We start from the raw sequence: 26,466 nt of genomic DNA on the forward strand, positions 1-26,466 counted from the left end.
TCAGCTGAAGACTGTAGGTTGAGCTGGTCGAGAGCCGGGTGGCGCGTCACCGAGCGCGACGCCGAGACTCCGACAGCGCAACCGCTCCAGCAAGAACCAGGATGCGCAACGGGTCCGCAGTCGGAACCAGCACCAGAAGAGCACCGATCAGCAGGATGATGCCGGCCCACGTAGGCGTCTCCTTGGCGCGAAAACGGACGATGGCGACCATCAGCCATCCCGCAGCGAGCAGCGCGAACGAGAGCATGTAGCCGAACTGGACGGGCCCGAGGTAGGCGGACAACGTCTGCATCTGGCCGGAGGCGACAATCGATGGGAGCACGAACACCCCGGCCCACGCTCCGCCCGCCCCGATCGCAGCGGTCACCGCCGCCGTTGTACCCGCCATTGGATGCTCCTGCACCATCAGCGCTGCGACCGCGCAGAGGGCCAGCAGAGTGAGCAGCACGAACACGGCGGATGCCGTCGCGAGCGGTGAACCGTCAGCGGCTCCGGTCATCTGCACGGCGACGAAGAGGCCGAATGCGACCAACGAGAAGACGGCGGTTCCGACGGAGACGACGGTACGGGCCGCCGGCCTCGTCGGCGTAGGGACATCGAGCGATACGGTCATGAGTTTCCTCCTCCGGATGAGGATCGCGGCGGATCCGCGACCGCTTCAGCGATTGACAGTCCGACGGTAGGGCTGCGCGAAGGGTTCCCGCCTCGGTCGTCGGTCGTGACGACCCGTACTCTGGGGCCGCAGATCGGTACCTGAGTACCGACCGGGTACGCCCACGGCGCTCTTATGCTGAGCACGTGATCCTGCCGCAGAAGGGAGAGATCCGTCTCTCCCGAGCCGACCTGTTCGACGGTGCCGTGGCAGCGTCACTGGCCGCGCTCTGCGTCGGGCAGTGGCTGCTGAGCGGCACATCCGGGGGTCCGTTCCTCGTGACTGCGGGTGTGGCGTCCGTCCTGCCGCTTGCGGTACGTCGGCGATGGCCGTTGATCGTCACGTTCGTTGTCGTGGCGGCGATCGCCGGCCAACTGCTGCTCGGTGCCGCCACTCCGGCCTTCGCCTCGTTCCTAGCGGTCATGGTCGTCTGCTATTCACTCGGCCGGCACGCAACGCTGCCACGTGCCGTCATCGGTCTTCTGCTGGTCGCAGCCGCTGTCGTCGTCTCTGGAATCACAGGCGGTGGGCAGGGCATCTTCGACGCGGTCTATCCACTCGTCTATCTCGGAGGAGCCGTTGTGATCGGCACCAGCATGCGGGCGAGGCAGATCGCGATCGATCGTGAGAGAGACCAGACGCAGCGTCTCGCCGCAGCGCAGGAGAGGGCTCGCATCGCCCGAGAGCTCCACGACGTCGTGGCGCACGGCCTCAGTCTGATGGTGCTCCAAGCAGAGGGAGCAGAGGCGATCATCGAACGAGATCCTGCGCGCGCCAAGGCCGCGCTGGAGCGCATCCAGCAGGCCGGACGCAGCGGCGTCGACGAGATGCGCAGGATGCTCGATGTGCTGCGAACCGATGACGTGGATCCGGCGCCTGCGCGGCAACGCGGGCTGGACGGGATAAGGGAACTTGTCGCAGACGCACGCTCGACCGGAGTGCCCGTGCGCCTGTCTGTCACAGGTGAGCAGTGGGCGCTCGAAGACGGCGTAGCGCTTGCCCTCTACCGCATCGTCCAGGAGGCGTTGACGAACGCGATCCGATACGGCGATGGTCGCGGACCGTCAATCGTGCTTGACAGAACCGGTGATCGCATCCGCGTGCAGGTGAGGAATGGCCTGCCGAGTAAGCCCGTCACCGCGAAAGGCACGGGGCGCGGGCTCGCGGGAGCTCAGGAGCGCGTGAGCATGTACGGAGGCGAATTGCGGGCGGGCGTTCTGGAGATCGACGAAAACGCGCCTGAATACGTTCTCGATGCGACCCTCGTCTGCTGTTCGGGTGGGTCACGATGATCCGGGTGGTCCTCGCCGACGACCAGGCTCTGGTGAGGGATGGCATCCGGATGATCCTCGAAGCTCAGGACGACATCGAAGTCGTCGCCGAAGCCGGCGATGGTCAGGAGGCGATGAAGGCGGCCGCGCTCACCCATCCGGACGTCGTGGTCATGGACATCAGGATGCCCGGCGTGGATGGCCTCCAAGCGACCCGGCGGATGACCCGCGATCCCGGCTCGCCGCGCATTCTGATCCTCACGACATTCGGCACCGACGAGTATCTCTACCAGGCGCTGAAGTCGGGCGCCAGCGGGTTCCTGCTCAAGGATGCCCCGAAACGGCAGCTGGTCGAAGGCATCCGCGCGGTCGACAGAGGCGACTCACTCGTGGATGCAACCCTTACCTGGCGCCTCGTCGAACAATGGGCGTCTCGTCCTCCGGCGTCGATGGCCCGAGCGGAAAAGCTGAGAACGTTGTCTCAACGGGAGATCGACGTCTTCGACGGAATGGTCGAAGGGCTGAGCAATGCGGAGATCGGCGTCGACCTGTATCTGTCCGAATCCACCGTCAAAGCGCATGTCGGACAAGTGCTTCGCAAACTAGGGCTTCGCGATCGCGTGCATGCCGTGATCTTCGCGCACGAGAACGGTCTGACCGGGGGAACGATCAGCAGCGGCGTTCCCTAAGCCAGCCGACGATTCGGACCGCCGAGAATCCGCGTCAGCTGAAGTCGGTGCGCGGATCGGGCGGGCAGTTCCAGCGCAGGATCGCTTGTTGCTCGTGCTCGTACCCGAGTTCGCAGACGCTGCCGGTGTCGAGCCGGATGACGGCGCCCGCCGTCACCGGAAGACCCGCCCACGTGACCGCGAGCATCCGCAGAAAGTGCCCGTGCGAGACCAGCAGCACGTCGTCGCCGTTCAGCAGGCTCGGTGTGCACTTGTCGATCACGCTCTGCGCGCGCGCCTGCACCTGCTCGGCCGTCTCCCCCGGCGTCTCGCCCGGAATGACGCCGTCGTGCCAGAGATCCCACGGCTCACCGCCTCGGGAGGCAACGATCTGCGGCGTTGTGATGCCCTCGTAGCCGCCGTAGTCCCACTCGACGAGGTCGTCGTCGAGCGTGGGATGCGCGTAGCCGGCGAGCGCTGACGTGCGGCGCGAGCGCGCCCGCGGGCTGCAGAGCACAAGAGCGAAGTGGTGCCCGCGGAGCATCGATCCCTGGTCGCGCGCCTGCTGCTCACCGCGCTCGGTGAGCGTGAGATCCGTGACGCCGGTGTGCCGGCCGACGCGGCTCCACGGCGTCTCGCCGTGCCGGATCAGCACCAGCCGTCCGTTGCGATCGGTCTCGCCGTCAGACATGCGCCCTCCCGATGCTCGCGGTCTGCTCCCACCTTGTCAGATCCGGCCCGCTGCGACCACGATGCCATTCCGAACCCCGGCGGTCGGCTCTCCGCTATCCTCGTTCTCGTCCGGTTCGCTCCCGCCTCGGTTCAGGCGGTCGAACGAGCCGGTGCTCGAAAAAGGGGCACTTGAGCCGCGCGCCGGCGAGACACATACGGAAATCGCATCCGTTACGTCTCGAAAGGCTCCGCCATGCCCTCCGTCTCCGCTCATGTCGCCGTCACCCTCGCCGAGCATCTCGACAACGTCTTCGGCGTGATGGGCAACGGAAACGCCTACTTCCTCGACGCGCTCGCACGTCAGACCGACGTGCGTTATACGCCGGTGCGCCACGAGGCCGGAGCGGTCGTCGCCGCGGATGCGCACTTCCGTGCCTCCGGCCGCATCGCCGCCGGTACCACCACCTACGGCGCCGGGTTCACGAACACGCTCACGGCGCTGGCCGAGGCGGTGCAGGCGCACATCCCGCTCATCCTCGTGGTGGGCGACGAGCCCACCTCGGGCCCTCGACCCTGGGATGTCGATCAGATCGCGCTCGCGTCCGCCGTCGGTGCACGCACCTACACGGTGGGACGAGCGGATGCCGCCGCCACCACCGCGATCGCCGTCGAGCACGCACTCGCCTACAGCGTTCCCACTGTGCTGGCCATTCCGTACGACGTCGCCCAGTTGGATGCCGGCCCCGTTCCAGAGGCACCGCGGCCGCAGCTGCCCGCCCCGCTCGCTCCACGCGACGAATTCAGTCGAGCACAACTCGGACGCCTCGCGCGAGCGCTTGCGGACGCTGAGCGTCCGTTCCTCCTCGCCGGCCGGGGCGCCTGGCTCGCCGACGCCGGCAACGCGTTGGGCGAGCTCGCGGCCGCGACGGGGGCGGTCACCGCATCCACCGCGCTCGGCCGGGGCATCTTCCCGGATGCCCGCTATGACCTCGGCGTCACCGGCGGATTCGGCGCAGACGGCGCGATGGACCTGATACGCGACGCCGACGTCGCGGTGGTGTTCGGCGCATCACTCAACCAGTTCACGATGCGCTTCGGCCGCCTGTTCTCTCCCGAGACGCATGTGGTGCAGGTGGATACCGGTGCCGCTGCCACTCATCCGAACGTGGGCGGGTTCATCCGCGGGGATGCGCGCATCGTCGCCTCGGAACTGGTCACCGCGCTGCGTGAGCTCGGCGCATCACCGAGCGGCTGGCGTGAGCGCATCGACATCGACGCGCTCACGAAGCGCCCCGATGGCGACGGAACCGTCTCAGACGGCCGGCTCGATCCCCGCACGCTCGCCGCGCGCATCGGCGAGCTGCTCCCGGACGATCGCGTCGTCGTCTCCGACGGCGGGCACTTCATCGGCTGGGCGAACATGTACTGGCCGGTGGCATCTCCCGATCGGATGATCATGGTCGGCACGGCCTTCCAGTCGATCGGGTTAGGGATGCCGTCGGTCGCCGGCGCCGCGCTCGCCAAGCCGGGCTCGACGATCGTGCTCACCACGGGCGACGGAGGCGGGCTGATGGCTCTGGCGGACCTCGAGACCGCCGTCCGCGTCGCGGGCGGGCGCGGCGTGGCCGTCGTCTGGAACGATGCCGCGTACGGTGCCGAGGTGAATCTCTACGGTCTGAAGGGTCTCGCGCGCGAGCCGATGCTGATCCCGCAAGTGGACTTCGCCGGCCTCGCGACCGCTGTGGGCGCTGAAGGCGTGGTCGTGCGGACGCTCGGCGACCTCGAGCGCCTGCGCACCTGGGCGGCGACGCCGGCATCCGACCGCCCGTTCCTGCTCCTGGACTGCCGCATCACCCACGAGGTGATCTCGCCGTACCAGGAAGAGGTCATCCGCGTGAACTCGTGACCGAGGCGCGGGTCAGCACGACCGGCCCGTCGTCTGTAATGGCGATGGTGTGCTCGCTGTGCGCGGTGCGTGCACCTGTGGCGCTGCGCAGCGTCCACCCGTCCGGATCGGTCACCAGCACCGCCGTGTCGGCCATGACCCAGGGCTCCAGCGCCAGCAGCAGTCCGGGACGCAGCTTGTAACCGCGACCCGGTCGTCCGGTGTTCGGGATGTGCGGGTCCTGGTGCATCGTCGAACCGACACCATGCCCGCCGAACTCGGTGTTGATCGGATAGCCGGCCTCGGAGAGCACCGCGCCGATCGCGCGGGAGATGTCGCCGATGCGCGATCCGGGCACGGCGGCCTGGATGCCGGAGGCGAGTGCGCGCTCGGTGACGTCGATCATGCGCGCGTCGGCCTCGTCGACCGTGTCGCCCACCACGAAACTGATCGCGGAGTCGGTCACGATGCCGTCGAGGGATGCCGCGAAGTCGAGCGAGAGCAGATCTCCGTCGCGCAAGGCGTAGTCGTGCGGCAGCCCGTGCAGCACCGCATCGTTCACCGACGTGCAGATGACGTGACGGAACGGGCCCCGTCCGAACGACGGCGCGTAGTCGACGTAACACGACACTGCGCCCGCGTCGGCGATGAGCTGTGCGACCCAGGCGTCGATCTCAAGCAGATTCGTGCCCACTTTCGTGCGGTCGCGCATCCTGCGTAGAACGTCGGAGACGAAGGCGCCGCTCTCGTGGGCGCGACGCAGTTCGTCGGGTCCGAGCAGTTCGATCATGGGTTCCTCACAAACGACAGTCCAGCAAGACCGGTAATACTATACCGGTATTATCATCGGTTCATGGTCAGATTGCCGCTGTCCCCGCTCGAGGTCCATCGGGGCGAACGTCTCGGCGCACTCCTTCGTCGCGCCCGGAACGAACGCTCCATGGTGGATGTCGCGCTCTCGGCAGGCATATCGCCCGAGACGCTGCGCAAGATCGAGACCGGTCGAATCGCCACGCCGTCATTCACCACGATTGCGGCGATCACCACCGCACTCGGCCTCTCGCTCGACGACGTGTGGACGTCGATCAGCCAGGAGAACGCCGCTCCGTCTGCCGAAAACGACCGCAGGATCGCGTCGTAGCCGGAACATGACAGAACCGCACCCGCTCGTCACCGACTCGCGCGGCCAGCTCGCCCGCCTCGTCGAGCGAATCGACCCGGCGGTCTTCCGTGAACTTCGCGCCGGCGACCACGGGGAGCGGCCCGCGGCTGTGCTCGTGCTGTTCAGCGAGGCGAGGGCACAGGCATCCGGTTCCGCCGGGCTCTGCGTTCTGCTGCAGGTGCGCGCGGCAACGCTGAGGCAACACGCCGGGCAGGTGTCGTTTCCCGGCGGTCGCGCAGAACCGGGTGACGCGGATGCTGCGCAGACTGCTCTGCGGGAGGCTGCGGAGGAGACCGGGCTCGATCCGAGCGGTGTCGATGTGCTCGCGACGCTTCCGCCGGTTCCGTTGGCCGTGAGCGATCACCTGGTGACACCCGTGATCGGGTGGTGGGAGCACCCGATCGTGCTGAGCGCGATCGATCCTGCCGAAACGACGCTCGTGTGGCAGGTTCGAGTGGCGCAACTTCTGGATCCTGCGTCGCGCTTCACCGCGGTGATCGAACGCCGAGGGTCCCGTTACAGTGGCCCGGCATTCGATGTGGACGGCGTCGTCGTCTGGGGTTTCACGGCGATCCTGCTCGATCGCCTCTTCGACGCTCTCGGCTGGACGCAGCCGTGGGATGTCACGCGCGAACGCCTCATCGAGAGCTGAGGTGCGTTAGATCTCGACGTCGCTGCCCATGGTGACTGTGCGCAGCGCGGGCAGGCCGAACCGGGCTGCCGGGTTCGCGGCATTGTGCGCAAGCCCCACGAACAGTGAGCGTCGCCACGGCACCATGCTGTTGGTCCGGGTGGTGCGGATGGCACCCCGGGAGATGAAGTACGACGCGTGCGTGAAGTCGCCGGCATTGAGCGGAAGCACGCCGGCGCGGCACGCGGCCCGCAACGCTTTGGGTATGTCGGGTTTGTCGGAGAACCCGAACCGGATGCTCAGATGCTCGATGCCATCATCCGTGTACCCCAGATCGTCGTAGCTGTACGCCTCGGATATCGGTACGTGCGGCACCTGCGCCGTGGTCACGGAGACGATGATGACGTGCTCGTGCAGCACGTGGTTGTGCTTCACATTCGCTCGCAGCGCCAGCGGAGTCGTGTCCTTGTTCGGGTGCGGGAAGATCGCGATACCGGGGACCCGCGGCAGGTTCTGCTCGCGCACGTCCTCGATGAACCGGGCCAGCGATCCCTCCTTGCGCTTGCGGTCGATCTGCACGAGCTGGCGTCCTCGTCGCCACGTGGTCATGACGAGGATGACGACCGCCGCGATCAGCAGCGGCACCCAGCCCCCGTTGAGGATCTTCGAAAGGTTGCCGGCCAGGAAGGTGAGCTCGAGGCCGCCGAACGCGACGGCGCAGATCACGATCTTCCACGGCGCCCAGTGCCACAGGGGTCGGGCGACCAGCAGGAGCAGCAGGGTGTCCACGACCAGGGCTCCGGTCACGGAGATGCCGTACGCGGTAGAGAGCCGGTCGGAGGAACCGAATGCGAGGGTCACGGCGATGACGCCGATGAAGAGCAAGAAGTTGACGGCGGGGAGGTAGATCTGCCCGCCTTCGCGCTGGGATGTCTGTCTCACCGTGAGCGGCGGCAGCACGCCCAGGTGCACAGCCTGCCGGGAGAGCGAGAACGCGCCGGAGATGACCGCTTGGCTCGCGATGACGGTCGCCGCGGTGGCCAGGATGACCATCGGGAGGCGCCCCCATTCCGGTATCAGCAGGAAGAACGGATTGATCCGGGCCGCGGGATTGTGCAGGATGAGCGCTGCCTGGCCGAGGTAGTTGATGGTCAGCGCGGGGAAGACGAGGAAGAACCAGGCGCGACGAATGGGCGAGCGTCCGAAGTGCCCCATGTCGGCGTACAGCGCCTCTGCGCCGGTGATGGTCAGCACGACGGCCCCGAGTGCGATGAACGACACCGCGGGATGCGCGACCATGAAGACGACGGCGTAGGTGGGCGAGAGTCCGAGCAGAACGGCCGGATACTGCACGACCATGGTCAGGCCGGCCGCGGCAAGCGCCACGAACCAGAGCACCATCACCGGGCCGAAGAGCACGCCGACGCTGCCGGTTCCGAAGCGCTGGACGACGAAGAGCGCGATCAGGATGACCGCGGCGATCGGGATGACAAGGTGGGTGATCGCTGGAACGGTGACGTGCAGACCTTCGACAGCGGAGAGCACGCTGATGGCGGGCGTGATGATCGAGTCGCCGTAGAAGAGTGCGACGCCGACGATTCCGATCACGAGGAGAGCTCCGGCGCGCGCGGCTTTGCTCGCGTAAAGACGCTGCGCGAGCGCCGCCAGCGCCATGACACCGCCCTCGCCGTCGTTGTCCGCGCGCATCAGGATGGCGAGGTACTTGATCGACACGATGATCGTGATGCTCCAGAACATGAGCGAGACCACGCCGTAAACGTCGTCCTGCACCGGTCGCACCGCTCCGTTGTCGAGCAGGAACACCGTCTTCAACGCGTACAACGGGCTCGTGCCGATGTCGCCGAAGACGACACCTAGCGCGGCGAGCGCCGCCGCCGCCATCGCACCGTGACCGGTGGCCGACGTCTTCGGGCCGTGGCCGTGGGCCGCCGCTGACGCGGTCACGGTCTTTCCTCTCGCGTGCACCTGCGTCACGCTACGCCGGTTCCGCGCCCGTGCAGGTCACGGCACTCGGACGAACACCTCGAGAACGCAAAGGAAGGGCTCAGGCTCTGCCGGTCCGGTCGGTGCCGCCGACGGCGAAGATGAGCGGCGATCCGTCCCCCGATCGGGTGGCTTCGCCAGCAAGATAGGACGTGCTCGCGTGCGCCGAGGCGCGGGGAAGGAGATCAGGGGTGAGCCTTGTGGAGACACTTCGTTCGACAGCAGTGACGGCCGCGGCCGCCGCGACGGATGCCGCGCATCAGCCGTGGACATCCCACGACACGCTCGTGATCGTCATGGCCGCGATCGGCATCGCCATCGTGGTCGTCCTGATCGTGGTGGTGAAGATGCACGCGTTCCTCGCACTCACCATCGCCTCGCTCATCGTCGGGCTCGGTTCCGGCATCTCGCTGGAGAAGATCACCGCGTCGTACGAGGCCGGCGTGGGTGGCGTTCTCGGCTATGTCGGCGTGCTCATCGCGCTCGGCGCGATGCTCGGCAAGCTCCTCGCCGATTCGGGTGGTGCCGACCGAGTCGTCGACACACTCCTGCGGGGCCGTCCGGCCACGCTGCCGTGGAAGATGGCACTGATCGCGGGCATCATCGGCATCCCGATGTTCTTCGAGATCGGCCTGGTGCTCCTCATCCCCGTCGTCATGCTCGCCGTGCGCCGCGCGAAGAGCAAGGCCATGCTGCTCGGCATTCCGGCTCTCGCCGGCCTCTCGGTGCTGCACGGGTTCATCCCGCCGCACCCCGGGCCGCTCGCGGCGATCGGTCTGCTGCACGCCAACGTGGGCATCACCCTCGCCTTCGGCCTGCTGATCGCGATCCCGACCGTGGTGGTCGCCGGCCCGCTGTTCGGCCGGCTCGCAGCGCGCTGGGTACCTGTGGAGGCATCCGGTGCGGCTCTGGCCGTCACCGTTGGCGGCAAGGGGGCCGATGCCGAGGCGGGCGGTCACCGTGCTCAGGATCCCGACGCCACGCGCACACCGTCGTTCACCTGGACGCTGGTCACGATCCTCTCCCCCGTGGTGCTGATGCTCGCCAAGGCCGCTTCAGACCTGTGGCTGCCATCGGGCTCCGTGGCTCGAAACGTGCTCGACTTCGTCGGCGACCCGGTGACCGCACTGCTGATCGCCGTGCTGCTGGCCATGGTCACCTTCGGCACGACCGTCGGATTCTCGCTGAACACGCTGACGAAGAAGATCGGGGCGAGCCTGCTGCCGATCGTCGGAGTCATGCTGATCGTGGGTGCCGGCGGCGGCTTCAAGCAGGTGCTCGTCGACGGCGGTGCAGGGAGCTCGATCGCGAAGATCGCCGTGGCCACCAGCCTCTCCGTCGTGGTGCTCGGATGGATCGTCGCCGTGCTGATCCGGCTTGCGACAGGCTCGGCCACGGTTGCCACCGTGACGGCAGCCGGAATCGTGGCGCCCCTCGCCGTCCACCTCTCTCCGGTGCAGCTCGCGCTGCTGGTGCTCTCGATCGGTGCGGGATCGTTGTTCTTCTCTCACGTCAACGACGCGGGCTTCTGGCTCGTTCGCGAGTACTTCGGCCTCACCATCGGGCAGACCATCAAGTCGTGGTCGATCATGGAGACCGTCATCTCGGTGATGGGCTTCATCCTCGTTCTGCTGCTCTGGGCAGTCGTCTAGCCTGCGTCGCGCTCGGTGTTCGGCTGCGCACGCCCTGAATTCGGTCTTCGGTTCGTCGCAACCCCGTTGACATGATCGGTCGCGGCGCGTACCACGGAAGTGCGGGTTCTTCGGGGCGGATGCGGTCGCCTCAGTCACATGAATTCGCCGACCGGACCGCCCCTGGTCGGTGCGACATCACCGAGCATTTGCTTCGGCGATGGAATGTGGAGGCGCTGTAGCGGCACAGAGACGAAGACCGTGCTTGCGGATGTCATCGGGCCAGCAGCTTAGGAGGGCGATCATGGCGGAAAGCATCCTCAAAGTGCCTCAGTCGCGCGAGGTGCGCGTGCGGCTGGATATCGATGCCGACCGCATCGAGACCGTGAAACTGGTGGTCGTGCCGCGGGCGAACGACCTCGTCGAGATCGATCTCGAACGCCATGTTCTCGGGTTCATCGAGAGGGCCGGTCAGGTGTTCGTGGCTTTGGCAGGTGAGCGCCTGGATCGGGCAGAGGAATGCGGCCAGTCCCTCCTCTGGGATCACGCTGCCGCCGAGTTGGTCCGCAAGGCGCGGATCGATCAAGCACGCGCGGACCGGGTGTCGCTGTCCGCGTAAGCCGGACGCGCCGACCCGCCTGTAGACCGCGGCCACCTCTACCGCGGTTTCGCGTCGTTCGCATCCCCCTGTCACACGGCCCAGCACGGGCGTAACGTCCGCGTTATGGAGAACACGAAGGCCGGGCTCCTCGAGGCGCTCGACACACGCGACATCGGCCGGTTCTACATCTATCTGGCCGTTCTGGCGACCATCGGCGGGTTCCTGTTCGGATTCGACTCATCGAACATCGGCTCGGCCTTGGTCTTCCTCCCGTTCAAGCTCGGCCCGGTAGCGATCGGCATCATCGTCGCCGGCGCATCGCTGGGCTCGTTCGTGGGGGCACTGGCGGCCGGTCCGCTCACCGACAGGTTCGGCCGCAAATCCTTGCTGCTGGCAGACTCGGCGCTCTTCGCGATCGGCTCGCTCATCTCGGCGTTCGCGTTCGAGCCGGTGACTCTGACCATCGGTCGGCTGATCATCGGCATCGCGATCGGAGCCGACTCGGCGATCGCTACGGCCTACATCTCCGAGTTCGCGCCGAAACGCCGACGCGGATCCCTCGCCATCATCCAGCAGTGGATGATCACCATCGGCATCCTCGCCGCCTACGTGATCGCCGTGATCGTGCTCGGCATCGCACCGGGGGCGGCATCCACGGTCGATTGGCGCATCATGCTCGGCATCGGGTTCATCCCCGCGATCATCTCCCTGATCATGCGAGCCCGGATGCCCGAGTCGCCGCGCTGGCTCCTGGAGCACGGCAAGGAGGAGAAGGCGATCAAGGCCTTCGAGCTCCTCGGGATGGAGGCCACGGCCGAGCAAGTGCACGAGGAGGCCCTTGCCGTACGGGCCGAACAGGAGCGCGTCGCGGGCCAGTCATTGTGGACCAAACCCGTTCGTCGCGCACTCGTCATCGTGTGCGTGTTCTTCATCCTCCAGCAGATCACGGGCATCAATGTCGCGTTCTACTACGGGCCGCATCTGCTGACGCCCTACTTCGTGCACCCGGGAACCTCTGCGGTTCAGTCGGAGATCTACGGGGTCATCGCCGCGGGCATCCTCGCGGTCGTGAACGTCATCGCCACGTACTTCGCGTTCCGGTTCATCGACAGCATCGGACGTCGCCGCCTGGCGATCGGGGCGTACATCGGCATGGCCGTGTTCCTTCTCGTCGGTTCGTACGGAGCGTCGTTCTTGTCGGGCGTGCCGCAGCTGGTGGTCGTCATGGTCGGGTTCGCCCTGTTCATCGCCTGCTTCGCGATCGGCATCGGAGGAACGGGATGGCTGCTGCAGGGCGAGGTCTTTCCCACCGCCGTCCGAGGACGTGCCTCGGGAATCGGAGCGGCCGTGGACTGGCTGGCCAACTACGGCCTTGTGCTGGTCTTCCCCATCATGCAGGTCGGCATGGGCCTGGGCTGGACGATGATCGTGTTCGCCGCGCTCTGCGTGATCGGCATCTTCTTCGTCTACTTCTTCTTGCCCGAGACGAAGGGCCACTCCGTCGAGCAAGTCGTGCGTCTGTTCGAGGGGCCGGTGAACCGGAAGAATCCGTCGGAGCCGTCGGTGACCCGTTGAGGGTCACTCGGCGTCGACAAGAGCCACCTTCACCGCCGCAGTCTCGAAACGTTCGAGAGGTACGTGCACGGTTCCGGACACGAACTCAAGATCTGCCAGTTCGTCGCCGAGGAAGGTCGTCCGCACAGCCCTGACAAGATCCCGATCCCATCGGATCTCCGCCTTCGTCGGTTCGTCGGCAAAAGACTGCAGCCGCACGATCGTGCCACCGTCCTCTGCTTGTAACAGGCCGACGAGTTGCACACGTGTGTCGGAGACGGAAAGCACGCCGCGTTCCGCCGCGCGGTCGGACGCATCGCCGGTGGCTCGAGTCGCCCGCAACGGATGAACCAGCTCTGCCGCCGTCCGCAGGGCGAGTTCGCCCGTCGATTCATCGCCAGTGGCCCGCACCCCGACCGCATACGAGAACGTGGCTTCAAAACCCTGCTCGATGGGAAAGTTGGTGTCCCATACGTTGTTGTGCACCCACGAATAGACGGTTCCCGCCTCGTGCGGCTTCGTGCTCGACGGAAATGGGGCGTACGGTACGGCGATCGTGTGTGGCTCGACGAGAGGGACATCCCTCGTCACCCAGACCACGGCTTCGTCGCCATCCTGCACCAGCACCCAGTCGCGCACGCCCCGCATGTGCTGCGGTGCCCCTGGAATGTGCGGCAGACCATCCCCGGTCACGCTTCCCGACACTTCGAACCGCATGCGCGGGTCGTCACCGGCGAACGGGAAGCTGAAGTACGCGCTCTCCTTGACTAACCGGGAGGGTTTCGCCAGCCGGTTCTCGATGATGAGCCACGGCGAAGATTTCGGCAATCGGAGTGTCACACGCACCCAATCGACACCGGCGGCCTGATATTCGTAGACCAGAGTCTGTCCCAAGACGTCATCAGTCCGGTCGACGATGCGCGAAGGCCGGGCAAGCGTTCGAGTTGCAAGCATCTCCAGCCGAGCACTGACCGCGAGCTTGTTCGCGAGATGGTTGAAGCCCGCTCCGGAGCTCGCATATTCGTCGTAGACATACCCGTTGAACCCGACGACGGCGTCCTGGTTCACCAGTTCGCGATCGGATGCCTTCTCCAGGATCGATGCGATCGTCGAGGCATGCTCGTCGACCCGCACTCGGAGGTATTCGTTCTCCAGCGTCAGTAGTTCGGCTCGCGGCCGTTCGGTCACGGCGGCACCCTCGCTCCGACCGGAATCACGCAGCAACGGCAGCTCGTACTCGCCGTCGGCGGAGTCGTCACGGATCGCCCACTCTGCAGGCGACTCGGAGTGGGAATCGCCGTGCGCCTTGCGTGTGCGTACATCGAGACGGAGGTATCCGGCGGCCGGAACATCGCTGACGTATGCGACGACCCAGCGACCGGACTCTCTATGGGCGGTGTTGGTCTGCTCTTCTTCCACGAAAGGCAGGGACGAGTGATCCCGGGCATCGATGAGGACGACGTCGACACCGAACGGAACGGCAGCCTCCGGGAGCAAGAAGCGCACCCTTCCGCTGCGAGCGAAGCCTGTCGGATTGGCCACGACGAACGACGCGGCGGCGTCGGGAGCGGCACCGACAGCCTGGCCGAGATAGACGAGCGCCGTCTCCAACAACTCGGACGAACGTTGCTGCGCGATGAGACTCTGGGCGACCTTCCACTGCCACTGCAGCTCGCCCGATGAGAAGCCTTCGTCGCCGTGAGTCCAGGAGTCGCCTGCGCCCCAGGTGTGTTCGTTGAACATCGAGATCGCATCGTAGGTCTCGGACGACCGTTCGGCCTCCGCGCGAACGGCCTCACCTCCCGAAAGGGCGCTCAACTGGGAGATCGTGCGCGCATCGACCACCTCCGCCTGAGCTTTGCGCATGAAGGAGATCGGCACCGCTGCAGACCCGACTCCCTCGACCCACCAATCGCCCCAGTCGCCCTCGACCGTGATCAGTTCGTCGCCGACGCGGGCTTCGGCATCGGCGAAGAAGTCTTCGTTGCGCGACACTCGGAGACGCGGCGAGTCCCATGTCTCGTTCCACTGCCGCACGATGGCTGGCAGTGCCAGCCGCGCGGGAGCGTTGTCGCCCATGTAGCCCTGGATCCGGAGATGCAGCACATCCCATGGGTACGGGTCGCGGCCCTCGAATGATTCCCCGTGCGCGCCGAACACACCAGGAGGGAACGGGTAGCCCTTCGTCGACAGGGCGGTGAGGTATGCCGGGAAGTAGTTCTCGACCTGATCGATACCCTCGGCGAAGCCGACCATCGGCCCCTCCATGTAAGCCAGACCGTGTGGGCTGTCCGTCATCCAGACCAGCACCTCGCTGCCGGCCAGGGAACGCCACCGGAATAGACGCGGCAGGTTGAGCGCGCCCATGGTGTGGGGCTGGGAGCGACCGGCCCAGTTGTGGGCGACCGAGAGATACTTCGCACCGACTTCCTGCAACGCATCCGGAAGACCGGCGACCTGTCCGGGCACATCGGTCTGCATCGCGGAAGTGAAGGGAATGCCGAACTCGTCGCGCAGCCCTCTGGCGTCGCGGAGAAGCTCGTGCAGCTCGTCCGTGGAGCACACATCGGTGTGCAGGTTGTACGGCAGTGCGCTCAGGCCGATCGATCCGGCCTTCACCGCCCGCACAAGACGATCCATCTGCGCTGCCGGGCGCTGTCTGCGCCAGTCGGTGATGGCCCAGAGTGCTTCGCTGTTCCATCGGAAACGCGCCTTGTCTGGCCAGTCCGCGGTCTCGTCGATGAGGTCGAGAGCGCTGTCCAGGTACGACCGCTGAGCCGCGAAGACCTCCGTCTGCCTGTCCGTGTACCCGAAGTCGAAGTGCGAGTGGTGAATCAGGTGAACGGTCCATTCGCGTTGAGGCAGCAGATCGAACACGAGCCGTTCGGGCCCGAGCTCCTGGATGCCGACGCTCACCTCGGTCGCCTCGCCGACTGCGCGCACAAGCAACCGGATGCTTCCTGCGGGGCCGTCTTCGACAGCGACAACGAGCTCAGAGCCGTCGCCGGTGATCAGCGATGGTCGCAGTCCGCGACCGGAGAGCTGCGAATCACGGCCGAGCAGGCGAACGGCCTGGCGCGGATCCCGTCGACGGTCTTGATCAACGGCTCAGGCAGAACGGCGATGCGTGTCGATCCGATCGCGCCCTCGGCGCTGACCGCGCGGTCGAGCAGCCCGTTCCGGGCCTCCTCGTCATCCCAAGGACGAGCCGATACGAGCTTGTGTGAGGTCATCGCCTATCTCCATTGACAGCCTTCCGTGGAGAGCACTCGCCATATCGACTCTTGCCGTCGGCTGGATCCGCGGTATGCTCATCCACGATTGGAAACGTTCCCAATCGTACCAGCGGATGCGACTACGGGTTCGAGTTGGAACGTCGGCCGGACGCATTGCGGCGCCCGCACACTCTCAGCGAGGAGGTCGTGTTGTCCATTTCAGGAGCCCTCCCCTGCTGCCACGGCCTGCACCCGTCGCCACGAGCCGCCGTCCACGCGTACGGCAGAAGCGAAATCGCAGGGCGCAACACGCATCCGTCGTTCACACCGGCGCATCTCAACGAGGAGGTCTTCCCTTGACCGCAACGACCGAAACAGAACGCATAGTCACGCTCGGGATGCCCCATACGCGACAGCGGCAACGTCGCCGGGACTGGCGTACGAACAACAAGATGGGCTATCTGTTCATACTGCCCTCCATCATCGGATGCGCCGTCTTCGTCGCGTATCCGCTGGTGATGAGCGCGTATTACTCGCTCACGCACTGGAACGGTGTCACAGCACCGAGGTTCATCGGCTTCGGGAACTACATCACCATGTTCACGAAGGACCCGCTGTTCTGGGGGACGTTCTGGAACACCATCGTCTACGCCGTGATCAGCGTGCCGCTGGCTCTCGTTCTCGGGCTCGCGCTCGCGGTTCTGCTCAACCGCAAGCTCAAAGGAGTGAAGGTCTTCCGAACCATCTTCTACTTGCCCGTGGTGTTGCCCGCCGTCGCGGTGCTGAGCATGTGGAAATACCTCTTCGATCCTCAATTCGGCTTGGTCAACCAGGTACTCGGCTGGTTCGGCATACCGCCGTTGCAATGGCTGCAGTCACCTGACACCTCGCTGATGACGGTCATCCTGATCGGACTCTGGGGCGTCGGCGGCACGATGATCATCTTCCTGGCCGGCCTGCAGAACGTTCCCGACGACATCATCGAGGCCGCCAAGCTCGACGGCGCCGGCGCCTGGCGCACGTTCTGGACCATGACCCTGCCGATGATCACGCCGATCCTGCTGCTCCAACTGGTGCTCGGCATCAACGCTGCATTCCAGGCCTTCACGAACATCGCACTGCTCACCACGGGCGGCCCGAACAACTCCTCCAACCTGCTGATGTACAAGATCTACACCGACGGATTCGGAGGCACCACCAACGCGACGATGGGCTACGCAACGGCCGAGGTCTGGGTGCTCTTCGTGTTGATCATGATCATCACGGCCATCACGTTCAAGACCTCCAACCAGTGGGTCTACAACGCGAACGAGGAGCAATGATCGTGCCTTACCTCCGTTCCTCAGCCATCCTCCCCTCCCCTCATCGAACGACCAGCCGTCGAGGGCGACGACCGGCCGACCGCAAAGAAGAAGGTGATCTCTCATGACCGCTGTCACATCCGCGTCCCCCCTGCGGCGACGGAACAAACCCCTCCGCGCTCGCGTGCCGATGACGGTATCCCGCGGCGCCTGGTACGCCCTCTGCGTGCTGCTTGCGTGCACGATGCTCTTCCCGCTCCTGTGGATGATCAGCATCGCTCTGAAGAGCACCTCCGACGTGAACAAGCTCCCGCCCGACCTCTTCCCCAAGCAGTTCGTCTGGTCCAACTTCATCAACGGCCCCGCGCAGATCGACTTCTGGCCGATGCTCGGGAACACCGTGACGATCACCGTTCTGTGCGTCGCCGGCGCCGTGTTCAGCTCGATGCTGGTCGGCTACGGCTTGTCGCGAATCCGCTTCGCGGGCCGGAAAGCATGGTTTTACGTCTTCGTCTGCTCGATGTTCCTTCCCGGGATCGTCGGGATAATCCCGCTGGTGCGTCTCTACATCGCCCTTCGGCTCTACGACAGCTGGTGGCCGCTGATCATCCCGGCGTTCCTCGGCAGCCCGATGTTCATCTTCCTGGCGAGGCAGTACTTCCAGACGATCCCGGGATCCATCGATGAGGCCGCCACACTCGACGGCGCCGGACACTGGAAGATCTTCACCCGGATCTTCTTCCCGATGACGAAGCCGCTCTGGATCACGATGGCGATCCTGTCGTTCCAAGGGACGTGGAACGATTACCTGTCCCCGCTGGTCTACCTGTCGTCGAGCTCGCGCTTCCCGCTCTCGGTGGGCATGGCGGAATTCTCCGGCTCGTTCGCCAGCGCAGCACTGACTCCGTACAACTACTACATGGCGACGAACATCCTCTACATGCTTCCTCCGTTGATCCTGTTCTTCCTGGCCCAGCGGTACTTCATGGAGGGTCTGGGGAGCCTGGGAGGTTCGCTGAAATGAGCCGCCTGTTCAACGATCTCCGTCACGGCGCCGCACTGCGGCGCAGTTCAGGCTCGCGCCGCCGGTTCCGTGCGGCGCTGGCGATCGCGGTCGCCGCCGGGCTGTGCGCGTCGCTTTCGGGATGCGTCTCCGGACTGGCCAGCGGATATGCGGCGAACCCGCACAAGATCACGTATCTGACCTGGGAGAACAGCACGACCAACGGGCTGCTCGACAAGGCGTTCGCGGGATACGAGTCCGACGGCTACACGATGCAGCGCCTCGAAGTCCCGGCTTCCGGCTTCAACCAGCAGATCTCCTCGCTCTCCCTCGCCCAGAAGCTGCCGGACTTCTTCTGGTGCGACCCGGGCATGGCGACCACGATGGGCAGCGAGGGATTGCTCTTCAACTGGGCGGACTGGGCGAAGAAGAATCCGAAGTACTTCGGATTCGACGCCACGAAGTTCTCTCCGGGCACGATCGACCCGTACTACGTCACGAAGGACAAGCTGTACGGCATCCCTACGCTCGCGAACACCTACGGGGTCTACTACAACAAGAAGTACCTCGCCGCTGCGCACATCCCGGTGCCGTCGACCACGTGGACCTGGGACGACCTCTTCGCGGATGCGGCGAAGATGAAGGGCGTGCTCGGCAGCACGTATGGCATCAACGACATGGCGTACGACACGAACACCGTGAACGTGCGCTCCGTCGGGGCGGGCGGGAGGCCGCTGAGCCCACATCCGATCAACGGAAAGGAGTTCACCCCCGACGAGCACTTCATCCAGGCGACAGAACAGTTCGCGCAGGCGTTCAAGGCGGGCGACTTCACCCCGCCAAGTGGCAACGCCGCGGCCAACGACACGGCAGCGTTCGCCAGCGGCAAACTGGGCATGATGTACGGCGGCCAATGGCTTGCGGTGACGTTCCTGCAGGGCAACATGAAACCCTCCGACTGGGGATGGGCACCACTGCCGACAGGCTCCGTGAAGGTGCAGATCAACGATCCGCAGGGCCTGTGTTCGCCGGCGAACGTGGAGAATCCGGAGGAGACCTGGAAGGCGATCTCGTACCTGCAGACACATGTGTTCCCGAAGGTTCTGCCGGCTTCGCCCGTCGCCCCGCCGGCATACGCCCCGTCCGCACCGAGCTATTACGCGGCGCTCAACAAGCAGGGCGCGACAAGCGTCTCAGCGGGAGTGAAGTATGTGATGGGGGTGAAGCAGAAACTGATCGGCTACATCGGGCCCGCGACCACTCCGATCGCGAACATCACGAACTCGACCTGGCTCGACATCCTGGAAAGCAAGATCCCGGCCTCAACCGGGGTCCCCGGGATGTTCCAGCAGATCAATCAGGCGATCAAGGAGAACCCCTCCTACTGACCGATCGGAACCAAGCCAGCACAGAAGGAGACCATCCGCGTGCAGTTGTCGCGCATGCTGAAAGACAACGGGATCGTCGACGACGTGCTCGGATCTCACCCCGACCCGATTGTGGCCGAAACCTTTCTTCGGTGCCTGGGGAACACCCTCGATACGACGGTGCGTCCCATGCCCGACGGGACGAACTTCGTCGTCACCGGCGACATCCCCGCCATGTGGCTGCGAGACTCCACGACTCAACTCCTCCCGTATCTGGTGCTCATGCCGGAGAGCGTGCCGCTTCAGGATGCGCTCTTCGGCGTGCTGCGCCGTCAGCTGGCCTACATCGAGATCGATCCGTACGCCAATGCGTTCAACGCCGAGCCGAACGGCGCGGCCCACGACTCGAACGACCTCTCTGACGACCCCTGGGTGTGGGAACGCAAGTATGAGGTCGACTCCCTGGCCTTCCCCATCAACCTCGCCTACCGGCTCTGGCGTTCGACAGGCCGAACCCAGCATTTCGATGCGACGTTCATCCGCGTCGCGCGTCGGGTGCTCGAGGTGTGGCGCGTCGAGCAAGATCACGAGACCGCGTCCGCGTACCGCTTCGTGCGCACCGACTGTCCGCCGAGCGACACTCTGGTCCGCGACGGGCGCGGCTCGCCTGTCTCACGCACCGGAATGACCTGGAGCGGATTCCGGCCCAGCGACGACGCCTGCACCTTCGGGTACAACATCCCGGCGAACCTCTTCGCCGCGACCGTGCTCCGGCAGGTCTCCGCCATAGCGCGCGAGGTGCTGCACGACGAGCTTCTGGCCGTCGAAGCAGACCGGCTGCGTGATGAGCTTCGAGCCGGAGTCGAGGAGCACGGGACGGTGCGGCATCCGCGGTGGGGAACCATCTACGCCTACGAGGTGGACGGCATGGGAAACCGGCTGCTGATGGACGACGCCAACATGCCGAGCCTACTCTCGACCCCGCTGCTCGACGACGAGCTCGACGATGACGTGTACCGTGCGACCCGCGCCTTCGCCCTCAGCAACGACAACCCGTACTTCTTCCGCGGTCGCGCTGCTTGCGGTATCGGAAGCCCGCACACCCCGCACGGGTTCATCTGGCCGATCGCACTCGCCGTCCAGGGGCTGACGTCACACTCGCCGCAGGAGAAGAGGGCGATGCTCGAACTCCTGTGCGAGACGGACGCGGGGACCGGGCTGATGCACGAGAGCTTCGACAAGGACGACGCCGCGCGATATACGCGCCCGTGGTTCTCCTGGGCGAACGCGATGTTCTGCCTGCTCGTGCTCGACGCTCACGGTCATCCACTCCCGCCGGGATAGGCGCGGACGAGGCGGCGCACACGCGTCGCAGCGCGGCCGTTCAGCTTTCGAACGCGGCCGGGCGCTGCTGCGCCTCGCGGATGCGCGCGATATCGAGCTTCTCCGATCGGTCGAAGCGGTAGATCCCGTTCTGCTCCTGGAACACGTCCGTGAGCTGCGTGTAGCAATAGCCGAACATGTTCGGATCATCGAGCAGCGCGCCGACCAGGCCCGCGAACCGTTCGTAGAGCTCGTCTTCGTCGGCGACGCGTTGGCCGTAGCCCCACGACGAGTCGGAGTTCCCGTGCTCCGTTGCGGCGAGTTCCGGGTTCCACCAGATCCCGCCGAACTCGGAGACGAAGTAGGGCTGGCCGCGGTACGGCACCGAGAACGGGCCCTCGGATCCGGTGTTCACGAACGGCTCGTCCGTGGCCAGTCCCGCGTGCTGCTGTGCGAAGCGCTCCGGTTTCTGCTCGTAGTCATGCGAGTCGAACACGTCCGCTTCGGACACCCGGTGCGAATACCCCGATGCGTCGAGCACGGGCCTGCTGCGGTCGGCGTTCTTCGTCGCCAGGAAGAGCGCACGCGTGACGTCGTCGAGCACGGTCGTGCGGTCATGCATCACCTGGTGCGTCTCGTTGAGCGGGCACCAACCCACGATGGCGGGATGGTTGTAGTCACGACGCAGTGCTTCCAGCCATTCGCCGACGAACGAGGAGGTCGGGGCCTGGTTCTGCCCGGCCGGCCCGTTCTCTGAGACGCCCCAGTCGCCGAACTCGCCCCAGACCAGGTAGCCCAGACGGTCGGCGTGGTACAGGTAGCGTTCCTCGAACACCTTCTGGTGCAGCCGCGCCCCATTGAAGCCGGCAGCCATCGCCAACTCGATGTCGCGCCGGAGAGCGTCGTCGCTCGGTGCGGTCATGAGGGACTCCGGCCAGTACCCTTGGTCGAGCACGAGCCGTTGGAAGACCGGCTCACCGTTCAGCAACAGGCGCTTTCCGTCACGGGACACCGAGCGAAGCCCCGTGTAGCTGCGCACAGAGTCCAGCGCTTCGTCGCCATTCAGCAATTCGACGGTCAGGTCGTAGAGGAACGGATCGGCAGGACGCCACAGGCGCACTCGATCCTTCGGGATCTTCAGATGCAGCGCCGGAGAGAAGTCGAGGTCCGCGCGGACCGTCGCCTCCGCAACGACACCGGCCCCGTCAGACAGCACAGCACGGACACGCTGGCCAGGGCGATTGGCAGACAGCTCTGCCACAACCGCGAACGAGCCGTCACCGACCGATGGTGTCACCGCGATCGATCGTATGGAGTCTTCCGGAACCGGTTCCAGCCATACGGTCTGCCAGATGCCCGTCGTGCGGGTGTAGAGGCAGCCTGTGTTGTCGTACAGGAGCGACTGCTTACCCCGCGCCTGGATGCTCTCCCGCAGATCGCGGGCGCGCACGACGACGCTCAGCCGGTTGGCCTCCGGCCGCTCAGGGTCGAACCGGCCCAGTTGCACATCGAACGAGCTGAATCCACCGCGATGCCGCCCCACTTCGCGCCCGTCCACCCACAGGGTGGCGTCATAGTCGACGGCCCCGAAGTGCAGTACGAGATTTCGGCCCGCCCACTCTTCGGGCACCTCGATCTCCCGGCGGTACCAGACGGCTTGGAGAAAGTCCGTCTCTGCTACGCCGGAGAGTTCCGACTCCGGGGCGAAAGGCACCAGAATGGTCCGTTCCAGTTGCCGTTCGAGGAGGCCGCGCTCGAGACCGCTGTCCCCGCGGTCGATCTCGAACTGCCACACCCCGTTCAGGTTCAGCCAGTCTTCCCTAACGAATTGCGGGCGCGGATACTCGGGCCGCGGCATGGTGCCCACGCTCCGGTTGGCACCGTTCGCACCGCCGCCAGATGTCATCGACATTGAGGATCCTTTCGCCGCAAGCTCACCCGCATGTGTCACCGAACTCCGACTGCGCCACAGTGCGAGCGGCTGTCGGCCGGCGGCCCGCCGAAAACCATATGAGCACGCCCTTGGACTGTCAACGTTGAGTTTCCGCGGCCGGCGAGTCGGTCACCGTCCACGTTCCGTCGCGTGGCTGCTGCGCTCGAGGCGCCTTCGCTCGCGCAATGACCTTCCAAGTGCACCGACGATGCCGCACGAAAGGGGGGCGTCGGCACACTCGGCGACGGTCGGACTGCCATGCACGGACGGATAGGCTGAAGCGGACTTTCGCGGCATTCAGAGCAGGATCTCCGGGAGGACGGCAATGGACGGTTCGAGGCCGACCATGCGCGACGTCGCCGCCAGAGCCGGTGTCGGCGTGGGTACCGTCTCGCGGGTGGTGAACGGCGGGGTCAACGTGAGCCCCGCCACCAAGCAGCGCGTGGAAGACGCGATCGCTTCGATCGGCTTCAATCGCAACGAGGCGGCGAGGATGCTCCGCCCCGGGCAGGCGTCGGCAACGATCGGCCTCATCGTCGACGATCTGCGCAATCCGTTCAGTTCCGAGCTCGCCAGCGGAGCGGCCGAGGTCGTGAAGGCGTACGATCACGTCCTCCTGATCGGGGCCACACAGCTCGACCCGGACGCCGAACGCGATCTCGTGAGCGAGTTCGTCCGCCGCCGCGTCGACGGAATGCTCGTCGTAACGAGCGGCACGGCCACCGGTCCCGGCGATCCGATCGCGATCGCAGGTGGCACGCCCATCGTGTACCTCGACCGAACGCCAAGACAGACGCCGTTCGACAGCGTGGTGCTCGACAACTCCTCGGGCACGCGGCAGGCGCTCACCAGTTTGATCGAGGCCGGTCATCGGCGTATCGCCTACATGGGCGGGGCTCCGACAGCGGCGACGGGTGGGGCACGACTGCGCGCCTATCGCAGGGTTCTGCGGGAGCACGGGATTCCAGTGGAAGACGAACTCGTGTCCATGCACAACTACTCGGCGGAGGCCGCGCGCACCACGACCATGCGGATGCTGCGCTCGGACACACCGCCCACGGCCTTCTTCAGCGACAACAACCGGATGACCCTCGGCGCCATCCAGGCATTCACGACTCTCGACACGGCGGCAGCCCTGGCCGGATTCGATGACCTGGAGCTCGCCGACCTGCTCCCGTTCGAGATCGATCTCGTGGTGTACTCGCCGGAGGAGATGGGACGGCGAGGGGCCGTCCGGCTTTTCGAGCGCATCGCGGGCGACGACTCCGAGCGGACGAGCATCCGGGTACCAACGCGCCTCGAGCGGCGGGGACGACGCTTCCACGACAACGACTGAGCGGTTGCGGCGCGTCCGCTGCCCGTATTCCGGATGCTCACCCTCCGCCCCTGCCGTGGCCGACGAGTGCATGCCCATCGCTTTCACACTTGCCTGGTTCAGCGCGCGCCCAAGCCTCACGAAACCCTTGACAGGGTTCGGATGCCCAGTCGATACTCTGCTTGGGAACGTTTCCAAACCTGCCGGTCCACGCCACGATCGATGCCGATGTTCGGGATCGAAGGCAGTCCCGCCCGGGTGTTCCCGCACGAAGGCAGAGCTGCCGCGCGCAGCAAGAGGGGAACCACGACATGTCCCGATCGCCCGCATCGCGAATCATCGGCGCCGCACTGGCTGTCATCTCCATCGTGTTGGCAGGCGCGCTCTCGGCCAACGCGGCGAATGCTGCTTCCGTCGCACACACCGGTCTTCCCCCACAAGCCGGTGCACCGACGGCCATCGCGAAGGCGAGAGTCGCCGCCGAGGTACTGATGCAGTCGTATGACCAGTCCAAGGCATGGTTCCCGTCGAGCTGGTGGAACTCCGCAGTTGCCCTGCAGACCATCGGCGACTACATGCAACGCACCGGCGACCGACGCTTCGTCCCCGAGCTCGACAACACGTTCGAGAAGGACAAGGGCGTGTTCCCGGGCGGTGTGCTCTCCGGCGACCCGCTGCTCGGGAACTTCACCAGCCAGGCCATCGACGACTCGGAATGGTGGGGACTGACATGGGTGCAGGCGTACGACGTGACAGGCGACCAGAAGTACCTCGATATGGCCGAGACCATCGCCACGTACGCGTCCGGGTTCTGGGACACGAGCACCTGCGGCGGCGGCGTGTGGTGGAACGCCTCGAAGACGTACAAGAATTCGGTCACTAGCGGACTGTTCATCCGGCTCACCGCTGAACTGCACAACAGGATCCCTCACGACACGCAGTGGCTGAACCGCGCCGAAACCGCGTGGAACTGGTTCACCGGCAGCGGCCTGATCGACTCATCCGGCCTGGTCAACGACGGACTCACCTCTGACTGCCAGAACAACGGGCAGACGGTGTGGAGCTACAACCAGGGCCTGGCCATCGGCGGCGGCCTCGAGCTCTACCGCGCTACCCATGATTCGGGAATCATGACGACGGTGCGTCGGCTCGCCGATGCCGCGATCTCGTCCCCCCAGCTGGTCACCGACGGCGTCCTCACCGAGTCCTGCGATGCCGCTGACGCGACGTGCGACGACAACGCCAAGCAGTTCAAGGGCATCTTCATGCGCTACATGATGGATCTCGCCGACACGACGCACGATCCCCGATACACCGGCTTCGTCTCCCAGCAGGCCGCCTCGGTGTGGAACCAGGACCGCAACGCTGGTGACCAGTTCGGCACCCGGTGGACGGGCGAGACCAACTCGAGCCATCCGAATATCTTCGACTGGCGCACCCAGGCCAGCGCGCTGAGTGCACTGATCGCCGACATCCCACCTCAGGGCTCCAAGGCGTCCCTGTCCGCCAGATTGTCTCCGGCCCAGACGGTCGTCATCCCGGCGAAGAGCGGCGCAACCTCGATTTCGACCGACCTCAGCGTCGAGGCGACCTCGGACGCCCACCCTGCCGGAGAAGGGTCCCAGCAGATCGCGGCTGAGGTGACCGTCTCGGCGCCAGCCGGATGGACCGCGACACCGGCAACCACCCGGGTCGTCCTGGGCGCAGCAGACGCAGCCGACCCGGCATCGGCCACGGTTCCACTCTCGGTGGGAGTGCCGTCAACGGCGGCCGACGGCGACTACACGGTGACGGTCAAGGTGGTCTCCCCTCACCTGAGCTTCACGGCGACGGCGGACATCCTCGTCGCGCGCACGATCGACTTCGACACGGGTACCGTCGCCGAATCCCCGTGGCTGTGGGATGGCGGGCACTCGCAGAGCAATGGGGTGCAGAACCGCTTCGCCGACGGCTCGAACTACTTCATCTACCGGTTCCCGTTCCCCACCGACACCGTCTCCGCCCAGGTCACGCTGACGATCGCCCAGGAGTACCTGGTGCAGATCAGCTCGAACGGCACGGACTGGACCACGGTGCTCACCCAAGATCAGCAGATCCACGACACATCGAACCAGGCGGCCAGGTCGATCGACGTGACGCCGTACCTCGGCCAGGCCAAGACCGTGTACGTGCGAGTCGGCGACTCCTTTCCAAGCGATGGCTGGGGCGGCCTCGTCTCACACGTCTCCGCCACCTACAGCGAATAGCGCCTCGAGCGAACAGCACGGCATCCAAGCAG

At 65.8% G+C, this 26,466-nt stretch carries 21 protein-coding genes; 14 read left to right on the forward strand and 7 right to left on the reverse strand.

Annotated elements, in window-relative coordinates; translation table 11 throughout:
• Positions 1 to 46: 46 nt before the first annotated feature.
• A complete protein-coding gene (locus ACYVI5_RS10105; RefSeq protein WP_460580064.1) occupies positions 47 to 613 on the reverse strand; it encodes a hypothetical protein in 567 nt (188 codons plus the stop codon).
• A gap of 185 nt (positions 614 to 798) precedes the next feature.
• Between ACYVI5_RS10105 and ACYVI5_RS10110 the strand changes: the two genes are divergently transcribed.
• The gene (locus tag ACYVI5_RS10110; protein ID WP_460580065.1) at positions 799 to 1,944 is read left to right on the forward strand and encodes a sensor histidine kinase; all 1,146 of its coding nucleotides are present in this window, start codon (positions 799 to 801) and stop codon (positions 1,942 to 1,944) included.
• Positions 1,941 to 2,612 (forward strand): response regulator transcription factor, encoded by a 672-nt coding sequence (locus ACYVI5_RS10115; protein WP_460580066.1) that lies wholly within the window; start codon positions 1,941 to 1,943, stop codon positions 2,610 to 2,612. Before ACYVI5_RS10110 ends, ACYVI5_RS10115 begins: the two co-directional genes overlap by 4 nt.
• Before the next feature lie 34 nt (positions 2,613 to 2,646).
• Here ACYVI5_RS10115 and ACYVI5_RS10120 read toward each other — a convergent pair whose 3' ends face one another.
• Positions 2,647 to 3,282: a histidine phosphatase family protein gene (locus ACYVI5_RS10120; RefSeq protein WP_460580067.1), complete on the reverse strand. Its 636-nt coding sequence runs from the start codon at positions 3,280 to 3,282 to the stop codon at positions 2,647 to 2,649.
• Positions 3,283 to 3,516: 234 nt separating this feature from the next.
• Here ACYVI5_RS10120 and ACYVI5_RS10125 point away from each other — a divergent pair, with 234 nt between their 5' ends.
• A complete protein-coding gene (locus tag ACYVI5_RS10125) occupies positions 3,517 to 5,169 on the forward strand; it encodes a thiamine pyrophosphate-binding protein (RefSeq protein ID WP_460580068.1) in 1,653 nt (550 codons plus the stop codon).
• Here the strand turns inward: ACYVI5_RS10125 and map are convergent.
• Positions 5,150 to 5,938, reverse strand: coding sequence for a type I methionyl aminopeptidase (gene map / locus ACYVI5_RS10130; protein WP_460580069.1), 789 nt, complete (start codon positions 5,936 to 5,938; stop codon positions 5,150 to 5,152). The genes ACYVI5_RS10125 and map overlap by 20 nt on opposite strands.
• A gap of 63 nt (positions 5,939 to 6,001) precedes the next feature.
• Between map and ACYVI5_RS10135 the strand changes: the two genes are divergently transcribed.
• Together ACYVI5_RS10135 and ACYVI5_RS10140 are read left to right on the forward strand one after the other, a co-directional pair.
• On the forward strand, positions 6,002 to 6,289 hold the full coding sequence (locus tag ACYVI5_RS10135; protein WP_460530271.1) for a helix-turn-helix domain-containing protein: 288 nt from the start codon (positions 6,002 to 6,004) through the stop codon (positions 6,287 to 6,289).
• A 7-nt stretch (positions 6,290 to 6,296) separates the two neighbouring features.
• Positions 6,297 to 6,962 carry an NUDIX hydrolase gene (locus tag ACYVI5_RS10140; RefSeq protein ID WP_460580070.1) on the forward strand — a complete coding sequence of 222 codons (666 nt, stop codon included), beginning with the start codon at positions 6,297 to 6,299 and terminating at the stop codon, positions 6,960 to 6,962.
• A gap of 6 nt (positions 6,963 to 6,968) precedes the next feature.
• On the opposite strand, the gene ACYVI5_RS10145 is transcribed toward ACYVI5_RS10140, so the two are convergent.
• Positions 6,969 to 8,906: a potassium transporter Kup gene (locus ACYVI5_RS10145; RefSeq protein ID WP_460530277.1), complete on the reverse strand. Its 1,938-nt coding sequence runs from the start codon at positions 8,904 to 8,906 to the stop codon at positions 6,969 to 6,971.
• 230 nt (positions 8,907 to 9,136) lie between these two features.
• Between ACYVI5_RS10145 and ACYVI5_RS10150 the strand changes: the two genes are divergently transcribed.
• The 3 genes from ACYVI5_RS10150 to ACYVI5_RS10160 all read left to right on the forward strand — a co-directional run bounded on the left by ACYVI5_RS10150 (position 9,137) and on the right by ACYVI5_RS10160 (position 12,752).
• Positions 9,137 to 10,597, forward strand: coding sequence for a GntP family permease (locus ACYVI5_RS10150; RefSeq protein WP_460580071.1), 1,461 nt, complete (start codon positions 9,137 to 9,139; stop codon positions 10,595 to 10,597).
• Positions 10,598 to 10,880: 283 nt separating this feature from the next.
• Positions 10,881 to 11,195: a hypothetical protein gene (locus ACYVI5_RS10155; protein WP_460530283.1), complete on the forward strand. Its 315-nt coding sequence runs from the start codon at positions 10,881 to 10,883 to the stop codon at positions 11,193 to 11,195.
• Between the two features lie 105 nt (positions 11,196 to 11,300).
• Complete coding sequence (locus ACYVI5_RS10160) at positions 11,301 to 12,752, forward strand: MFS transporter (protein WP_460530286.1); 1,452 nt, start codon at positions 11,301 to 11,303, stop codon at positions 12,750 to 12,752.
• Between the two features lie 3 nt (positions 12,753 to 12,755).
• On the opposite strand, the gene ACYVI5_RS10165 is transcribed toward ACYVI5_RS10160, so the two are convergent.
• Complete coding sequence (locus tag ACYVI5_RS10165) at positions 12,756 to 15,674, reverse strand: glycoside hydrolase family 38 N-terminal domain-containing protein (protein ID WP_460580583.1); 2,919 nt, start codon at positions 15,672 to 15,674, stop codon at positions 12,756 to 12,758.
• 68 nt (positions 15,675 to 15,742) lie between these two features.
• A complete protein-coding gene (locus ACYVI5_RS10170; protein ID WP_460580072.1) occupies positions 15,743 to 15,964 on the reverse strand; it encodes a hypothetical protein in 222 nt (73 codons plus the stop codon).
• A 338-nt stretch (positions 15,965 to 16,302) separates the two neighbouring features.
• Here ACYVI5_RS10170 and ACYVI5_RS10175 point away from each other — a divergent pair, with 338 nt between their 5' ends.
• From ACYVI5_RS10175 to ACYVI5_RS10190, 4 genes are all read left to right on the forward strand, one after another.
• Positions 16,303 to 17,268, forward strand: a complete 966-nt coding sequence (locus tag ACYVI5_RS10175) for a carbohydrate ABC transporter permease (protein WP_460530292.1) — start codon at positions 16,303 to 16,305, stop codon at positions 17,266 to 17,268.
• Between the two features lie 103 nt (positions 17,269 to 17,371).
• Complete coding sequence (locus tag ACYVI5_RS10180; RefSeq protein ID WP_460530295.1) at positions 17,372 to 18,271, forward strand: carbohydrate ABC transporter permease; 900 nt, start codon at positions 17,372 to 17,374, stop codon at positions 18,269 to 18,271.
• Positions 18,268 to 19,638 carry an ABC transporter substrate-binding protein gene (locus ACYVI5_RS10185; protein WP_460580073.1) on the forward strand — a complete coding sequence of 457 codons (1,371 nt, stop codon included), beginning with the start codon at positions 18,268 to 18,270 and terminating at the stop codon, positions 19,636 to 19,638. The genes ACYVI5_RS10180 and ACYVI5_RS10185 overlap by 4 nt, the downstream gene beginning before the upstream one ends.
• Before the next feature lie 39 nt (positions 19,639 to 19,677).
• Positions 19,678 to 20,961: a glycoside hydrolase family 125 protein gene (locus ACYVI5_RS10190; protein WP_460580074.1), complete on the forward strand. Its 1,284-nt coding sequence runs from the start codon at positions 19,678 to 19,680 to the stop codon at positions 20,959 to 20,961.
• A 40-nt stretch (positions 20,962 to 21,001) separates the two neighbouring features.
• Here ACYVI5_RS10190 and ACYVI5_RS10195 read toward each other — a convergent pair whose 3' ends face one another.
• On the reverse strand, positions 21,002 to 22,846 hold the full coding sequence (locus ACYVI5_RS10195) for a glycoside hydrolase family 2 protein (RefSeq protein ID WP_460580584.1): 1,845 nt from the start codon (positions 22,844 to 22,846) through the stop codon (positions 21,002 to 21,004).
• Between the two features lie 352 nt (positions 22,847 to 23,198).
• Between ACYVI5_RS10195 and ACYVI5_RS10200 the strand changes: the two genes are divergently transcribed.
• Both ACYVI5_RS10200 and ACYVI5_RS10205 read left to right on the forward strand, forming a co-directional pair.
• On the forward strand, positions 23,199 to 24,209 hold the full coding sequence (locus tag ACYVI5_RS10200) for a LacI family DNA-binding transcriptional regulator (RefSeq protein WP_460580075.1): 1,011 nt from the start codon (positions 23,199 to 23,201) through the stop codon (positions 24,207 to 24,209).
• A 290-nt stretch (positions 24,210 to 24,499) separates the two neighbouring features.
• Positions 24,500 to 26,434, forward strand: a complete 1,935-nt coding sequence (locus ACYVI5_RS10205; RefSeq protein ID WP_460580076.1) for a glycoside hydrolase family 76 protein — start codon at positions 24,500 to 24,502, stop codon at positions 26,432 to 26,434.
• The last annotated feature ends 32 nt before the right edge of the window (positions 26,435 to 26,466 follow it).

It is taken from the genome of Humibacter ginsengisoli (assembly GCF_054780095.1).

Bases quoted from the DNA above. Each gene is read 5' to 3' on its own strand.
- ACYVI5_RS10185 (WP_460580073.1), top strand. From the start codon at position 18,268: ATGAGCCGCCTGTTCAACGATCTCCGTCACGGCGCCGCACTGCGGCGC.
- ACYVI5_RS10125 (WP_460580068.1), top strand. From the start codon at position 3,517: ATGCCCTCCGTCTCCGCTCATGTCGCCGTCACCCTCGCCGAGCATCTC.
- ACYVI5_RS10135 (WP_460530271.1), top strand. From the start codon at position 6,002: ATGGTCAGATTGCCGCTGTCCCCGCTCGAGGTCCATCGGGGCGAACGT.
- ACYVI5_RS10160 (WP_460530286.1), top strand. From the start codon at position 11,301: ATGGAGAACACGAAGGCCGGGCTCCTCGAGGCGCTCGACACACGCGAC.
- ACYVI5_RS10200 (WP_460580075.1), top strand. From the start codon at position 23,199: ATGGACGGTTCGAGGCCGACCATGCGCGACGTCGCCGCCAGAGCCGGT.
- map (WP_460580069.1), bottom strand. From the start codon at position 5,938: ATGATCGAACTGCTCGGACCCGACGAACTGCGTCGCGCCCACGAGAGC.
- ACYVI5_RS10115 (WP_460580066.1), top strand. From the start codon at position 1,941: ATGATCCGGGTGGTCCTCGCCGACGACCAGGCTCTGGTGAGGGATGGC.
- ACYVI5_RS10120 (WP_460580067.1), bottom strand. From the start codon at position 3,282: ATGTCTGACGGCGAGACCGATCGCAACGGACGGCTGGTGCTGATCCGG.
- ACYVI5_RS10170 (WP_460580072.1), bottom strand. From the start codon at position 15,964: ATGACCTCACACAAGCTCGTATCGGCTCGTCCTTGGGATGACGAGGAG.
- ACYVI5_RS10155 (WP_460530283.1), top strand. From the start codon at position 10,881: ATGGCGGAAAGCATCCTCAAAGTGCCTCAGTCGCGCGAGGTGCGCGTG.
- ACYVI5_RS10205 (WP_460580076.1), top strand. From the start codon at position 24,500: ATGTCCCGATCGCCCGCATCGCGAATCATCGGCGCCGCACTGGCTGTC.
- ACYVI5_RS10195 (WP_460580584.1), bottom strand. From the start codon at position 22,846: ATGACATCTGGCGGCGGTGCGAACGGTGCCAACCGGAGCGTGGGCACC.
- ACYVI5_RS10180 (WP_460530295.1), top strand. From the start codon at position 17,372: ATGACCGCTGTCACATCCGCGTCCCCCCTGCGGCGACGGAACAAACCC.
- ACYVI5_RS10105 (WP_460580064.1), bottom strand. From the start codon at position 613: ATGACCGTATCGCTCGATGTCCCTACGCCGACGAGGCCGGCGGCCCGT.
- ACYVI5_RS10140 (WP_460580070.1), top strand. From the start codon at position 6,297: ATGACAGAACCGCACCCGCTCGTCACCGACTCGCGCGGCCAGCTCGCC.